The organism is Sphingomonas ginsenosidimutans (genome assembly GCF_002374835.1).
Classification (GTDB): domain Bacteria; phylum Pseudomonadota; class Alphaproteobacteria; order Sphingomonadales; family Sphingomonadaceae; genus Sphingomonas; species Sphingomonas ginsenosidimutans.
Map to the genome: position 1 here is coordinate 888388 of NZ_NWVD01000001.1, position 13857 is coordinate 902244.

21 protein-coding genes are annotated in these 13857 nt (G+C 69.8%); 10 read left to right on the forward strand and 11 right to left on the reverse strand.

The genetic code is table 11. The features are described 5' to 3' along the window. Positions 1–150: 150 nt before the first annotated feature. From COA17_RS04125 to COA17_RS04140, 4 genes are read left to right on the forward strand one after another with little or no spacing between them, the layout of a single operon-like run. Positions 151–564 carry a GNAT family N-acetyltransferase gene (locus tag COA17_RS04125; protein ID WP_066490209.1) on the forward strand — a complete coding sequence of 138 codons (414 nt, stop codon included), beginning with the start codon at positions 151–153 and terminating at the stop codon, positions 562–564. Between the two features lie 51 nt (positions 565–615). Then, positions 616–2007 (forward strand): class II fumarate hydratase, encoded by a 1392-nt coding sequence (gene fumC, locus COA17_RS04130; RefSeq protein WP_096610295.1) that lies wholly within the window; start codon positions 616–618, stop codon positions 2005–2007. Positions 2008–2040: 33 nt separating this feature from the next. Next, positions 2041–2274, forward strand: a complete 234-nt coding sequence (locus tag COA17_RS04135; RefSeq protein ID WP_331710181.1) for a hypothetical protein — start codon at positions 2041–2043, stop codon at positions 2272–2274. Further along, complete coding sequence (locus COA17_RS04140; protein ID WP_096610297.1) at positions 2271–2483, forward strand: hypothetical protein; 213 nt, start codon at positions 2271–2273, stop codon at positions 2481–2483. The genes COA17_RS04135 and COA17_RS04140 overlap by 4 nt, the downstream gene beginning before the upstream one ends. Positions 2484–2594: 111 nt before the next feature. Here COA17_RS04140 and COA17_RS04145 read toward each other — a convergent pair whose 3' ends face one another. Then, positions 2595–3764 (reverse strand): CaiB/BaiF CoA transferase family protein, encoded by a 1170-nt coding sequence (locus tag COA17_RS04145; RefSeq protein ID WP_096610299.1) that lies wholly within the window; start codon positions 3762–3764, stop codon positions 2595–2597. An 83-nt stretch (positions 3765–3847) separates the two neighbouring features. On the opposite strand from COA17_RS04145, the gene COA17_RS04150 reads away from it, so the two are divergent. The 4 genes from COA17_RS04150 to gmk are packed head-to-tail and all read left to right on the forward strand — an operon-like array spanning position 3848 to position 6950. Then, a complete protein-coding gene (locus COA17_RS04150) occupies positions 3848–4954 on the forward strand; it encodes an S-(hydroxymethyl)glutathione dehydrogenase/class III alcohol dehydrogenase (RefSeq protein ID WP_066490218.1) in 1107 nt (368 codons plus the stop codon). A 25-nt stretch (positions 4955–4979) separates the two neighbouring features. Further along, complete coding sequence (locus tag COA17_RS04155) at positions 4980–5369, forward strand: VOC family protein (RefSeq protein WP_066490220.1); 390 nt, start codon at positions 4980–4982, stop codon at positions 5367–5369. Between the two features lie 59 nt (positions 5370–5428). Continuing rightward, positions 5429–6259, forward strand: coding sequence for an S-formylglutathione hydrolase (fghA, locus tag COA17_RS04160; RefSeq protein WP_096610301.1), 831 nt, complete (start codon positions 5429–5431; stop codon positions 6257–6259). Positions 6260–6290: 31 nt separating this feature from the next. Then, positions 6291–6950, forward strand: coding sequence for a guanylate kinase (gmk, locus tag COA17_RS04165; RefSeq protein ID WP_066490225.1), 660 nt, complete (start codon positions 6291–6293; stop codon positions 6948–6950). 82 nt (positions 6951–7032) lie between these two features. Here gmk and COA17_RS04170 read toward each other — a convergent pair whose 3' ends face one another. The 3 genes from COA17_RS04170 to COA17_RS04180 are packed head-to-tail and all read right to left on the reverse strand — an operon-like array spanning position 7033 to position 8572. Next, entirely contained in the window at positions 7033–7713 is a 681-nt protein-coding gene (locus COA17_RS04170) for an ATP12 family chaperone protein (RefSeq protein ID WP_096610303.1), read from the reverse strand. Then, positions 7710–7919 (reverse strand): hypothetical protein, encoded by a 210-nt coding sequence (locus COA17_RS04175; protein ID WP_096610305.1) that lies wholly within the window; start codon positions 7917–7919, stop codon positions 7710–7712. The genes COA17_RS04170 and COA17_RS04175 overlap by 4 nt, the downstream gene beginning before the upstream one ends. Continuing rightward, entirely contained in the window at positions 7916–8572 is a 657-nt protein-coding gene (locus tag COA17_RS04180) for an HAD-IA family hydrolase (protein ID WP_096610307.1), read from the reverse strand. Before COA17_RS04180 ends, COA17_RS04175 begins: the two co-directional genes overlap by 4 nt. A 127-nt stretch (positions 8573–8699) precedes the next feature. Between COA17_RS04180 and COA17_RS04185 the strand changes: the two genes are divergently transcribed. Beyond that, positions 8700–8978, forward strand: coding sequence for a hypothetical protein (locus COA17_RS04185; protein ID WP_425442663.1), 279 nt, complete (start codon positions 8700–8702; stop codon positions 8976–8978). Here the strand turns inward: COA17_RS04185 and COA17_RS04190 are convergent. From COA17_RS04190 to COA17_RS04210, 5 genes are read right to left on the reverse strand one after another with little or no spacing between them, the layout of a single operon-like run. Next, on the reverse strand, positions 8933–9592 hold the full coding sequence (locus tag COA17_RS04190; RefSeq protein ID WP_096610309.1) for an FMN-binding negative transcriptional regulator: 660 nt from the start codon (positions 9590–9592) through the stop codon (positions 8933–8935). The genes COA17_RS04185 and COA17_RS04190 overlap by 46 nt on opposite strands. A 2-nt stretch (positions 9593–9594) precedes the next feature. Continuing rightward, entirely contained in the window at positions 9595–10815 is a 1221-nt protein-coding gene (locus COA17_RS04195; protein WP_096610311.1) for an RluA family pseudouridine synthase, read from the reverse strand. Beyond that, on the reverse strand, positions 10812–11201 hold the full coding sequence (gene crcB, locus COA17_RS04200; protein ID WP_096610313.1) for a fluoride efflux transporter CrcB: 390 nt from the start codon (positions 11199–11201) through the stop codon (positions 10812–10814). Before crcB ends, COA17_RS04195 begins: the two co-directional genes overlap by 4 nt. A gap of 59 nt (positions 11202–11260) precedes the next feature. Further along, positions 11261–11590, reverse strand: coding sequence for a DMT family transporter (locus tag COA17_RS04205; protein ID WP_096610315.1), 330 nt, complete (start codon positions 11588–11590; stop codon positions 11261–11263). Positions 11591–11609: 19 nt separating this feature from the next. After that, positions 11610–12371, reverse strand: coding sequence for a hypothetical protein (locus COA17_RS04210; RefSeq protein ID WP_096610317.1), 762 nt, complete (start codon positions 12369–12371; stop codon positions 11610–11612). 110 nt (positions 12372–12481) lie between these two features. On the opposite strand from COA17_RS04210, the gene COA17_RS04215 reads away from it, so the two are divergent. Beyond that, on the forward strand, positions 12482–12703 hold the full coding sequence (locus tag COA17_RS04215; protein WP_066488795.1) for a hypothetical protein: 222 nt from the start codon (positions 12482–12484) through the stop codon (positions 12701–12703). A gap of 55 nt (positions 12704–12758) precedes the next feature. Here the strand turns inward: COA17_RS04215 and COA17_RS04220 are convergent, their stop codons facing one another. Continuing rightward, positions 12759–13325, reverse strand: a complete 567-nt coding sequence (locus COA17_RS04220) for a glycine zipper 2TM domain-containing protein (protein WP_096610809.1) — start codon at positions 13323–13325, stop codon at positions 12759–12761. A 98-nt stretch (positions 13326–13423) separates the two neighbouring features. After that, positions 13424–13852, reverse strand: coding sequence for an OsmC family protein (locus COA17_RS04225; protein WP_096610319.1), 429 nt, complete (start codon positions 13850–13852; stop codon positions 13424–13426). Positions 13853–13857: the final 5 nt, after the last annotated feature.

Genomic DNA, 13857 nt, shown 5'->3' on the forward strand with positions numbered 1-13857 from the left:
CACCCCGGCCCTTCGAGACGCCGTTTCGGCAGGCTCAACGGCTCCTCAGGGCGAACGGAGGGGGCTGGGCCACCGCCCTTCGGCCCGTAGATTGACAAGGCGAACCGGGGCATCAGGTGATTGCATCGCCGCCACCATCCGGGAACCCCGATGATCGACCGTATCCCCCATCCCGACGCCGCCGTCCGCGAGGCGATCCTGGCGCCGTTGCGGGCGCATAACGATGCCGCCGCCGGTCCGACCGAGCGGCATGACGTGGCGCTGGCGGTGCGCGACGATGCCGGGGCGATCGTCGGCGGATTGTGGGGGACGACCGGCTATCGCTGGCTGTTCGTCCAGTATCTGGCACTGCCGCCCGAGCGGCGCGGGCGCGGCGAGGGGCGGGCGTTAATGCTGGCGGCGGAGGAGGAAGCGCGGCGGCTGGGGTGTGTCGGCGTGTGGCTGGACACCTACAGTTTCCAGGCGCGCGGCTTCTACGAGAAGCTGGGCTATGCCGCGTTCGGGCAGATCGACGATTATCCGCCGGGCGAAGCGCGCTACTTCCTGTCGAAGCGGATCGACTGACGCCGCCGCCGGGTTCATGCGGTAACGCAGCGGACAGGACGGAGAGACAGGATGAGCGCGACGCGGACCGAAACCGATTCGATCGGTGCGATCGAGGTGCCGGCCGATGCCTATTGGGGCGCGCAGACCGAACGCAGCCTGGAGAATTTCCCGTTCGGCGCGCGCGAGCGGATGCCGATCGAGATCGTCCATGCGCTGGCGATCGTGAAACAGGCGGCCGCGCGGGTGAACCGGCGCCATGGACTTCCCGCCGACAAGGCCGATGCGATCGAGGCGGCGGCGCAGGAAGTCGCCGACGGGATGCTGGACGACCAGTTCCCGCTGGTGATCTGGCAGACCGGCAGCGGCACGCAATCGAACATGAACGTCAACGAGGTGATCGCTGGCCGCGCCAACGAGATCATGACGGGGACGCGCGGCGGCAAGGCGCCGGTCCATCCCAATGACGACGTGAATCGCGGGCAATCGTCGAACGACAGCTTCCCGACCGCGCTGCACATCGCCTGTTCGATCGCGGTGCGGCGGCGGCTGATCCCCGCGGCGGAGCGGCTGCACGCCGCGCTGGATGCCAAGGCGCGGCAATGGTCGGGGATCGTCAAGATCGGACGGACGCATTTGCAGGATGCGACCCCACTGACGCTGGGCGACGAATTTTCGGGCTATGCGCACCAGATCCATCGCTGCCTGCGCCGCATCGAGCCGGCGGTGGAGCAGGGGACCGACCGGCTGGCGCAGGGCGGCACCGCGGTGGGCACCGGGCTGAACGCGCCGAAGGGCTTTGCGCGCGATTTCTGCGCCGAGGTGCGCGGGCTGACCGGCATCCCCTTTAGTCCCGCGGACAATATGTTCGAGGCGCTGGCGAGCAACGACCCGCTGGTCCATCTGTCGGGCGTGCTCAACACGCTGGCGACGGCGTGTACGAAGATCGCCAACGATATCCGCCTGCTCGGCTCCGGCCCGCGGTGCGGGCTGGGCGAACTGGACCTGCCCGCCAACGAGCCGGGCAGCTCGATCATGCCCGGGAAGGTCAACCCGACGCAATGCGAGATGCTGACGATGGTCGCGGCGCAGGTGATCGGTAATCATGTCGCGATCACCGTCGGCGGGGCGCAGGGGCATCTGGAGCTGAACGTGTTCAAGCCGATGATCGGCGCGGCGGTGCTGCGCTCGATCGACCTGCTGGCGACGGGGTGCGACAGTTTCGCGCAGCGCTGCGTCCAGGGGCTGGAGGCGAACGAGGCGCGGATCGGCGAGTTGCTGGACCGGTCGCTGATGCTGGTCACCGCGCTGGCGCCGGAGATCGGGTACGACAATGCGGCCAAGATCGCCAAGCACGCGCACGTCGAGGGGCTGACGCTGAAGGAGGCGGGCATCGCGCTGGGGCTGGTGGATGCCGAGACGTTCGACCGCGTGGTGTGGCCGGAAGCGATGCTGGGGAACTGACGTGCGCGTGCCGCATTGAGCGCGGGCGTAACGATGAAGGATCCTGCCACCATGGGTGTGACGACGATGGGCGCGCTGATCGGCGGCGCGATCGATGCGATGTCGGGCGACGACGACAGCGTCGCGGATGGTGCGCTGTACGGCGCGATCACCGCCAACGTGCTGAAGGTGGTGCTGCCGGTGGTCGCCACCTGGGCGATCGGCTGGGGCGTGCTGAAGGGTATCGAGACGCTGGGCAACACGATTTCGGAAAGGGTGAAGGCATGATCCGCACGATTCTCGGCGCGCTGGTGGGGCGCGAACTGGACCGCCGCGACGGGCGTGGCGGCGCGGGCGGTGCGCTGTTCGGCGCGCTGGCGACGCGCGCGGTGACGCGCATGGGCCCGCTGGGCATGGCGTTGGGCGGCGCCTATGTCGCGAAGAAGGCGTACGACCGGCGCAAGGCTGCGAAGGCGGGTGTTTCGACGCGGGTTTGAGACGCGTAGGATACTCAATGCGCGTCGCCCCAGCGAAAGCTGGGGCCTCCTGTGGCGAGGAGCGCGCTCAGTTGCAGTGAGATCCCAGCTTTCGCTGGGATGACGTTTGTTTCAAAGCGGGTTTTCTCTATCGGCGGCCCACTCCGCATCCTGATGCTCGCCGAGCCGCGGGCTGGCGCGGTCGGCGCGGATGCGGGTGCCGTCATAGGTGATCGGCGCGGCCAGTCCGGGCAGGCCGTCGACCATCAGCCGCATTCCGCGCGCCACCACCTGCGGATCGGCGAATACCTGGTCGATGCGGTTGACCGGGCCGACCGGCACCCCGGCCGCCTCCAGCGCGGCGAGCAGGTCGGCGCTGGGCCATAGAACCGTCCGCGCGGTGACCAGCGGCAGCAGCGCGGCACGGTTCGTGACGCGGGCGGGGTTGGTGGCGAAGCGCGGATCGTGCGTCATGTCGGGGACGCCCAGCACATCGCACAGTTTCGCGAACTGCCGGTCGTTGCCGACCGCGATGATGAGGTTGCCGTCAGCAGTCGGGAAGCTCTGGTAGGGCGCCAGATTGGCATGGCCGTTGCCCATCCGCACCGGCACCACCCCGCTCGCCATCCAGTTGAGTGCCTGGTTGCCCAGGACCGCGACCTGCGTGTCGAGCAGCGCCATGTCGATATGCGTGCCCGTGCCGGTGCGCGCGCGGTCGTGCAGCGCCGCCAGGATCGCGACGACCGAGTAGACGCCGGTGAACAGGTCGGCGAAGGCGACCCCGCCCTTTTGCGGCGGGCCGTCCGGCTCCCCGGTGATCGACATGATCCCGCCCATCCCCTGGACGATGAAGTCGTAGCCGGCGCGGTGCGCATAGGGACCGTCCTGTCCGAAGCCGGTGACCGAACAGACGATCAGCCGCGGATCGGTGGCGCGCAGCGTGGCGGCGTCGAGGCCGTATTTGACGAGCCCGCCGACCTTGTAATTCTCGATCACCACGTCCGCGCCCGCCGCCAGATCGCGGACGCGCGCCTGCCCGTTCGGCGTGGCGATGTCGACCGCGACCGACCGCTTGCCGCGGTTGCAGGCATGGTAATAGGCCGCGGACAGGTTCTCCCCGTCCGCGCCGGTCAGGAACGGCGGGCCCCAGTGGCGGGTGTCGTCGCCCTCCCCGGGGCGTTCCACCTTGATGACGTCGGCGCCCAGATCGGCGAGCAGCTGCCCGGCCCATGGCCCGGCGAGGATGCGGGCGAGTTCGAGGACGCGGACGCCAGAGAGCGGTCGGGGCGGTATATCGGTCATCGCGCCGGTGTAGCCGGTTCGCGCCTTGATGGCACCCGCCGCGCGCCGTAAGGGCCGGGCGACCCACCGTGGAGACCGATTGCATGAAGACCCGCGCCGCCGTCGCGTTCGAGGCGAAGAAGCCGCTGGAGATCGTCGAACTCGACCTGGAAGGCCCGAAGGCGGGCGAGGTGCTGGTCGAGATCATGGCGACCGGCATCTGCCATACCGATGCCTATACGCTGGACGGGCTGGACAGCGAGGGGCTGTTCCCCAGCGTGCTGGGGCATGAGGGCTGTGGTATCGTGCGCGAAGTGGGCGCGGGCGTCACCAGCGTGGCGCCGGGCGACCATGTCATCCCGCTCTACACGCCGGAATGCCGCCAGTGTAAATCATGCCTGAGCCAGAAGACCAACCTGTGCACCGCGATCCGCGCGACGCAGGGCAAGGGGCTGATGCCGGACGGCACGACGCGCTTCAGCTACAAGGGGCAGCCGATCTACCATTACATGGGCTGCTCCACCTTCTCGAACTTCACTGTACTGCCGGAGATCGCGGTGGCGAAGATCCGCCCCGATGCGCCGTTCGACACCAGCTGCTACATCGGCTGCGGCGTGACCACCGGGGTCGGCGCCGTCGTCAACACCGCCAAGGTGGAGCCGGGCGCGACGGTGATCGTGTTCGGGCTGGGCGGGATCGGCCTGAACGTCATCCAGGGCGCCAAGCTGGCCGGCGCACACCGCATCATCGGCGTCGACATCAACCCGGACCGCGAGGAATGGGGCCGCAGGTTCGGGATGACCGAGTTCGTCAACCCGAAGGACGTCGGCGAGATCGTGCCGCACCTGATCGCAATGACCGATGGCGGCGGCGACTATACGTTCGACTGCACCGGCAATACGGTCGTGATGCGCCAGGCGCTGGAGGCGGCGCACCGCGGCTGGGGCGAATCGATCGTGATCGGCGTGGCCGAATCGGGCAAGGAGATCAGCACCCGCCCGTTCCAGCTGGTCACCGGTCGCGTGTGGAAGGGCACCGCGTTCGGCGGCGCGCGCGGGCGCACCGACGTGCCGAAGATCGTCGACTGGTATATGGACGGGCTGATCCAGATCGACCCGATGATCACCCACCGGCTGACGCTGGAGGAGATCAACAAGGGGTTCGACCTGATGCATGCGGGCGAGAGCATCCGCAGCGTCGTGGTGTTCTGAGACAACAAGCGAGGAGGAGCAGGATATGTATTCGCACATGATGGTCGGATCGAACGACATCGACCGGTCGAAGACGTTCTACGACGCGCTATTCGCGGCGCTGGGCGGCAGGCCGGGGATGGTCGATCCCAAGGGGCGGCTCATCTACATGCACAACGGCGGCCTGTTCCTGGTCACCCCGCCGATCGACGGCGAAGCCGCGACGCCGGGCAACGGCATGACGGTGGGCTTTGCGGTCGACGGGCCGGAGCAGGCCAACGCCTGGCATGAGGCGGGCGTCGCCGCGGGCGGCCGCGCGATCGAGGATCCGCCCGGGGTGCGCAGCGGCAACGGCATGAACCTGTACCTGGCGTATCTGCGCGACCCCGACGGCAACAAATTGTGCGCGATGCACCGGATGCCGGCCGCGGCGTGACCATGTCGCCGCCCCGGCCCGGCGCCGGGGCGGCCCCCCTTTGTATCCGGGAAACAGCGATGGACAGCGTCTCGACCTCCAGGGCGCATGGCGGGACGCAGGGCGTGTACCGCCATGCGTCCACGGCGACCGGCACCGACATGACCTTCTCGGTCTATGTCCCCGATCATGCGCCGGGCGCGCGTCTGCCGGTGGTGTGGTATCTGTCGGGGCTGACCTGCACCCATGCCAATGTCACTGACAAGGGCGAGTTCCGCGCGCATTGCGCGCGCCACGGGCTGATCTTCGTCGCGCCCGACACGTCGCCGCGCGGCGACGACGTGCCGGATGAGGAGGCGTGGGACTTCGCCAAGGGCGCCGGCTTCTACGTCGATGCGACGCAGGCGCCGTGGTCGGCGAACTATCGCATGTGGACCTATGTCACCGACGAACTGCCGGCGCTGGTCGCCGCAGAATTTCCGGTGGACATGGATCGCCAGTCGATCATGGGCCATTCGATGGGCGGGCACGGCGCGCTGACGATCGGGTTGACCCATCCCAAGCGGTTCCGGGCGGTGTCCGCCTTCGCGCCGATCGTCGCGCCGACGCAGGTGCCGTGGGGCAGCGCGCTCGACCGCTATCTGGGCGACGATGCGGCGGCGAAGCGCCGTCACGACGCGGTCGCGCTGATCGAGGATGGCGCGCGGGTGAAGGAATTGCTGGTCGATCAGGGGGATGCCGATGGCTTCCTGGCCGAACAGCTGCGCCCCGAATTGCTGGCGGCGGCGTGTGAGGCGTCGGGCATCGACCTGACGCTCAGGATGCAGCCGGGGTACGACCACAGCTACCACTTCATCTCCACCTTCATGGGCGATCACCTCGACTGGCACGCGGCGCGCCTGTCGGCTTGACGGGAAGGGGGGCGGCGGGCCATCAGCCGCCATGGATTCCGACCGTACCGCCGACCCGCACAACATGAAGCGCCGCGGCGTGTTGTTCGTCCTGTCCTCGCCATCGGGCGCGGGCAAGTCGACGATCGCGCGCAAGCTGCTGGCCAGCGAGCCGGAGCTGTCGCTGTCGGTGTCCGCCACCACGCGCGCGATCCGCGAGGGCGAGGAGGACGGGCGCGACTATCATTTTGTGACGCTCGACAAGTTCCGCGAGATGGTGGAGGCGCGCGAGTTCCTGGAATGGGCGCATGTGTTCGACCAGCGCTACGGCACGCCGCGCGCGCCGGTGGAGGCGATGCTGGCGGCGGGCAACGACGTGCTTTTCGATATCGACTGGCAGGGCGCGCAGCAGCTGCACCAGATCGCCGGCGGCGACGTGGTGCGCGTGTTCATCCTGCCCCCGTCGATGGAGGAACTGCGCCGCCGTCTGGAGGGCCGCGCCACCGACGCGCAGGAGATCATCGACCGCCGCATGTCGCGCGCCGATGCCGAGGTGAGCCATTGGGACGGGTACGACTATGTGCTGGTCAACGACGATGTCGAAAGCTGCTATGCCAAGGTCAAGACGATCCTGGCGGCCGAACGGCTGAAGCGGTCGCGGCAGACCGGGCTGATCGGCTTCATCCGCAAGCTGCGCACGCGCGAGGCGTAGGCGGCGGGGGGCGTTCGGCCCGTCGTTGCCGGGCGGATCTGGTCCGGCATGACGGAGGAGATTCGACCGCCCCGTCCACCCGTCACAACAGCGACAGGAACCGCACCCCGGCGTCGTAATCGCGGCGTTTCGCTGCGCGCGTCTGGGCCGCCAGCGTATCCTCACCCCAGCGTTCGGCCTGCCAATCCTCATCCACCATTGCGGCGGCCCACAGCGTGTCGGCGTCGGTCGCGCCCTCGGCCAGCGCCAGCGCGCCAATCAGCGTGCCGGTGATCGTCACCAGCGGCGACAGCGCGGCAAGGTGGAAGGCATCGCGTGCCGCCACCGCCTCTGCCAGTCGGGCCAGCGTGGCGGGCGGCTGCGCGCGGTGCATCACCCCGGCGGTGGTTTCGAGATGCACGTCGTAGCGGGTGCGCGCCCAGTCGAGCAGCGGGTCCCAGGCGGCCTCCTGCCGCTCGACCAGTTCGCGCGGGGCATCGGCGCGGTAATAGAACAGGTCGCTGTCGCCATAGCGGGCCAGCCCATGGGCGAAGGCGGCGGGCTGCGCGGCGATCCGGTCGATCGCGGCATTGGCCAGCCCGGTCAGCGGCATCGCCCGCGGGTCGAGCGTCTCGCCGACCGCGCGCCATTCGTCGGCGACCGCGGCGGCGAGCGCGTCGGTCGGCAGTGCCAATGCGGCGCGGCCGGGGGTGCGCACCGGGCGATCGTCGAGCCGGACGACGCGCTCGCCGTCGATGGCGACGCTCTTCCAGAAGCGCTTCATTCTGGCGTCCGCCAGCGGTGCGCCAGCGCGCGCGGCACGGTGGCGATGACCCATAGCGCGCTGGCGACGATCGCGACGCCCAGCAGCTTCGGACCCCACGCCTCGGCCCGGCCGAGCAGCACGACGCCCAGCACCGCGCCGAGCGTGGCCGCGACCCGCACCGCCATCATCAGCGCCCAGCGCCCCACCGCGGGATCCCCGCTCATGCCAGCGCCCCCGGCACGTCGGCGTAATCGTGGACGACCGCATCGGCGCCCGCCGCCCATAATTGCGCCGCGTCGTGATAGCCCCAGGTGACGCCGACCGCGCGGACGCCCGCGGCGCGCGCCATTTCCATGTCGTAGCTGGTATCGCCGATCATCGCAGTCATGTGGGGATCGGTACCTGCCTGCGCCATCGCCTCGTGCAGCATCGACGGGTGCGGTTTCGACGGGTGGCGGTCGGCGGTCTGGAGCGTCACGAAGCGCGCCGACAGGCCGTGGTGCGCCAGAACGTGGGCGAGGCCGCGGTCGGACTTGCCGGTCGCCACGCCGAGCAGCCACCCGGCCGAGGCGAGCGCGTCGAGCGCGGCGATCAGGCCGTCGTACAGTGGCTCCACCTCCAGTTCGCCTGCGGCGCGCATCGCGCGGAACGCTGCCTTGTAATCCTCCGCCAGCTGTTCGTGGAGCGCGGGCGGGGCGTCGGGGGCGAGCACCGCCACCGCCTCCACCAGGCTCAGCCCGACGATGCCGCGGATCGCGGCGCGCGGCGGTGGCGGCAGGGACGCGGCGGCATAGGCGGCCTCCATCGCGCGGCAGATGTTGGCCTGGCTGTCGACGAGGGTGCCGTCGCAGTCAAATACGGCGAGACGAAGGGACATGGCGGGCGCCTTAGACCAGCGCGTCGCCGCGCGCCATAACGTCGCGCGTGCGGGCGGGAGCCGTGCCGGGCGATAAGGCGAGCGATGCGCGGGGCAGGGCGATCGTTAACCTCTGGGTAGCAAGGCCATGATATGGTTAACGCATACCAAGGCTGCTGGGGGGTGGCCGCTGGACCTTTACGGGACGAGCGAGGCGGGAATGATCGAGGCGGTGGCGCTGACCTACGGGATGTTGTTGAGCTTCGTGCTGTCGGGTGCGTCGCGCAACCGCAAGCTGGCGCGGCCCAACCCGCCGATGCTGGAATATGTCGGCTACGTCCTGTTCGGGGTGACGGCGACCGCCGCGGTGGCGCTGGCGGTCTATGCCGGCTGGGGCGTGATCGACGGGGCGGTGACCGCGGTCTGACGCCGGACGTCGCCTGCCGCGACGCCGCTTTCCATCCATGACGCCGCATCGTCGTGGCCCGCGGCGCGAAGGCCCGCGATCGCGCCGGCACGGTCGGGGGCCGACTTGTTCTGCGACAGCTTGGCGGTGCCGCGCCACGCGGCGATCGACAGCGTGAAGCCGGCGATCGCGCGGCGCATCGCGTCGAAACGGCCATCGGGCATCTTCGCGCGCGTCCACGGCGGCTTGGGGGTAAGCCGCGCCTCCTGCTCGGCGCCCAGCGCGTCGATCTGCGCGATCAGCGCGTCATCGTCGAGCGCGGTGATCGTCCCTTCCGCCTCCACCGCGACATAGTTCCATGTCGGCACCTGTCCGTCCACGACATACCAGTCGGGGCTGACATAGAAGTCGGTCGCGACGAACCCGGCGATCGCGGGGGTGCCGTCGGCGATCGGCAGCGCGCGGTTGCGGCGCGACAGGTGGAAGGTGAGCGTGTCGTCGCCCGCCAGCACCAGCGGCGCATGGACCAGCGCCAGCCGCCCGCCGGCGGACAGCGCGACCTGCGCGAAGCCGAGCCGCCGCGCGACCGTGCGGCACGCGGCCGTATCGATCGCGAAGGCCGGATCGGGATGCATCGTCAGCGTTTCGGCGCACCGCCGCCGCGGGGCGCGCCGCCGCGGGAGCCGGCGGGGCGAGCCGGCGCGCTGCCCGCTCGCGAGCCGCTGCGCGGGCGACCGCCGCCACTCCCGCCGCCGCGCGGTGTGTCGTCCGCGCCGCGGCCGCGCCGTTCGCCGCGACGTTCCTTGCGGACGCTCTTGGCATGCGCGCGCGCCTTGGCCTTCTTCTCCTCGCGCGTGGGCGGGGTGAAGCTGTCGAGCGGCATCATGTCGCCGGCCATCGCCTCGAACCCCAGCCCCGCCAGGCTTTCGGCGAAGTGCGTCGGCAGCTCCGCCGTCACGTCGATCTCGCCGCCGTCGGGATGGTCGACGCGGATGCGGCGCGCGTGGAGGTGCATCTTGCGGCTGATCCCGCCGGTCAGGAACGCCGCCGGGCCGCCGTACTTGCCGTCGCCGACGATCGGATGACCGATCGCCGCCATGTGGACGCGCAGCTGGTGGGTGCGCCCGGTGAAGGGTTGCAGCTCGACCCAGGCGGCGCGGTTGCCGGCCCGCTCGATCACGCGATAGCGGCTGCGCGCGGGGCTGCCCTCCGCCTCGTCGACGTGCATCTTCTCGCCGCCGGTGCCGGGCTGCTTGGCGATCGGCAGGTCGATCGTGCCGTCGTCGATCGAGGGGACGCCGACCACCAGCGCCCAATAGACCTTCTTGGCGGAACGGCCCGAGAAGCTCTTGGCGAAGAACGCCGCAGCGCGGGTAGTGCGCGCGACCAGCAGCGCGCCCGACGTATCCTTGTCGAGGCGGTGGACCAGCTTGGGCCGCCCCTCCGCCTCATATTGCAGCGCGTCGAGCAGGCCGTCGACATGCTGGACCGTCTTCGTCCCGCCCTGCGTCGCGAGGCCGGGTGGCTTGTTGAGGACCAGCGCCTGTGCGTCCTTGTGGATCACCATCTCACGCGCGAAGGTCGCCTCGTCATCGCTCAGCGGCGGGCGCTGGCGCTGCGGCCTGGCATCGGTGCGAACCGGTTCGGCGGGGGGAACGCGCAGCACCTGTCCGGCCTGCAACCGGTCGCCGGGGCCGACGCGCGCGCCGTCCACCCGCAATTGCCCGGTGCGCGCCCATTTGGCGACGGTGGTGAAGCTGGTCCCCTCCAGATGCCGCTTGAACCAGCGATCGACGCGGATGCCGTCGTCGTCGTAGCCGACCGTGAACTGGCGGACGTTGTCGTCGCCGTCGCTCATGCTCCCGCCCCGGACAGCGCGCGGACGATCATCAGCCCGGCGAACAGCGCGATCAGCCCGCCGACGACGCTGGCGAGGACATAGGAGAGCGCGGCGACGGGATCGCCGCGCTCCACCATGTTGGCGGTGTCCAGCGCGAAGGCCGAGAAGGTGGTGAAGCCGCCGAGCACGCCGGTGCCCAGCAGCAGCCGCCATGTCTCGCCCCCCATGCCGATGCGTGCGAGGATGCCGGCCAGCACCCCCATCATGAAGCTGCCAACGATATTGACGGTCAGCGTGCCGGAGGGCCAGCCGGGACCGAAGGCGGCCAGCGTCGCCTGTCCGGTGAGAAAGCGGGCGCCCGAACCGATCGCGCCGCCCGCCATGACGAGGAGGAGGGAATTCATCGCGCGTCCCTACCGGCTTTCGCCGCGGAAGGGAATTGACCGTGCGTCATGCCCCCGGATCATGACGCCGCGGCGCGCGGCCCCAGGTTCATCACCGCCACCCCCGCGACGATCAGCGCCATGCCCGCCAGCGTCGGCAGGTCGAGCCGCTGCCCGTGGACGATCCGCGCCGCGACGGTGACCAGCACGATGCCGACCCCCGACCAGATCGCATAGGCGACGCCGGTGGGGATCGTGCGCAGCGCCAGCGACAGGCAGTAGAAGGCGATCGCATAGCCAGCGACGGTCACCAGCGCGGGGAACGGGCGGGTGAAGCCGTCCGATTGCTTGAGCGCGGTGGTGGCGACCACTTCGGAGAGAATGGCGGCGAGCAGGAGGAGGTACGGCATCGCGCGACGATAGCGCGGATCAGCCGCCGTCGACCATCAGATCCACCTCGGTGCCGCCGCCGGCGTGCGGGCGCAGGAGCGCCAGGAACGCGCCCCCGCCGGCCTTCGTGCCCGCCAGCACATGTTCCGCGCCGTCCGCCTGATGTCCGGCGCGGAAGCCGGCGGCGGTGGCGCGGGTGTAGTAATAGTCGAGTAGCCGCTGCATCGGTTGCGCGCTGGCGAAGGTGACGATGCGCAGGCGGCAGCCGTCGCCATCGGCGCCCGCCGCCTCGATCACGCGCGCGTCGGCGATCAGCGGGATGCTGCCCGGCAGGCGCGTCGCCCAGACCGCCGAGTAAGCGACGCGGCCAGCGCATTGCGCGGTCGCGCCACCCTGTCCTCCGGCGAGCGCCCCCAGCGTCAGCGCACGGCGCGCGACGGCGCATTGCGGGCAGTCGGCGGACGGGGCGGGGGCGCTGCGCAGCGTCTGGCCGGCGAGCGGATCCTTGGGCATCGCCGCCTGCGCGATCCCGTCGGGCGGCACCGCGCCGGACGCGGGCATGGTCGGCGGGCGCACCGCATCGTCGTTCGCCTGCTGCACCAGCATCGGATCGACCATGATCTGGTCGCGCAACGCCGCGGTCAGCGCAGGGTCGGCATTATTGCCGAGCAGCGCCGCATCGACGGCATTGACGTCGGGACCGGCCGCGGGCTTCGGCGATCCGCACCCCGCCAGCGCGAGCGCCGCGGCAAGGATGGCAGCGATGCCGGGAAGGCGCGGGGTGATCGTCGTGCGTCGCATCGGCCGTCCGTGGCGAGGGAAAGGAGCAAGAGGCATGGCGCGGGCGGCGTTAACGAACCCTTCCGTGTCTCACTCTTGCAATACACCTGTGGCAGGGCCATGTTCCCGTCATGCTCAACTTGCTTTCCATCCTCATCGGTCTGGTGGCGCTGGTGCTCGGCATCGTGCCGTTCCTGCCGTTCTTCGCCTGGGGCTACTGGTTCGTCATCCCGATCGCGGTCGTCGGCGCGGCGATCGGCGCGCTGTCGTCCCGCAACGGCGGGCGCAACCTGAACCTGATCCTCATCCTGATCTTCGGCCTGCGGCTGATGCTGGGCGGCGGGATCATCTGATGCGAAAACGGCCCCGGCGCGATGCCGGGGCCGCCTCCGCCTGGTCAAGCCGCGCTTAGCGGCAGACGACCTGCCCGCGGTCGATCGACTGGCCGAGCAGCGCACCGCCGCCCGCCCCGATCACCGTGCCCAGTAGCCGCGAGCCGCCGCCGGCGATGATATTGCCCAGCGCACCGCCGGCCAAGCCGCCGACGACCAGCCCGGTCGTCCCGTCCGACCGGCGGCAGTAGTAACGGCCGTTGTAGCCGCGATAGACGCGGTCGTTGCGGGTCAGCGCGCGCTGCCGGTAATAACGCCCGTCGCGGTAGTAGCGGGCCGGGTCGTAACCGCGCTGGCCCGGTTCGAACCGGTTATGGTCGTAGCGATTGTATCGCCGCCAGTCGCGCACCGTATCGTTGCGATCGCGTCGCGCGTCGCGCACGTCATCTCGATAGTCGCGTCGGGCGTCACGCACGTCGCGGCGCGAGTCCGCGCGGCGCAGGTCATCACGATAATCGCGGCGCGCATCATTGATGTCGCGGCGATATTCGCGATCGGCCTGCGGCGGCGTCTGCGCGGTGGCCTCGACCGGAACCGTGGCCAGCGTGGTCGCTGCCAACACCGTACCCAGGATGATACGCATCACTGTTCTCCTTGATCGACGAAAGTAACGGGGAGAACGATGAAGACGCCGCGCGGTTGCGTGAACGTAACATTACTGCCCGTTCACGCGCGCGCAAGTTACTCTGACAGATGGTGGGTCAACGTTACTTCGGCGGTCATCAATTTCGACACCGGGCAGCCGGCCTTTGCCTCGTTCGCGATCTTCTCGAACTCATCGACGGCGATGCCGGGGACCGTGGCGGTGAGATCGAGTTTCGACGAGGTGATGGTGAAGCCGTCGCCATCCTTTTCGACGGTGACCTTCGCGCTCGTCTCCAGCGTACCGTCATGATAGCCGGCGCCGGCCAATGCGAAGCTGAGCGCCATGGTGAAGCAACTGGCATGCGCGGCGGCGATGAGCTCCTCCGGGTTGGTGCCGGCGCCGTCCTCGAACCGGGTGTTGAAGCCATATGGCTGGTCCTTGAGCACGCCCGACTGAGTGGAAACCCAGCCCTTGCCGTCCTTGCCAAGGCCTTCGTAGCGCGCCGATCCACTGCGGGTGGGCATGTGTC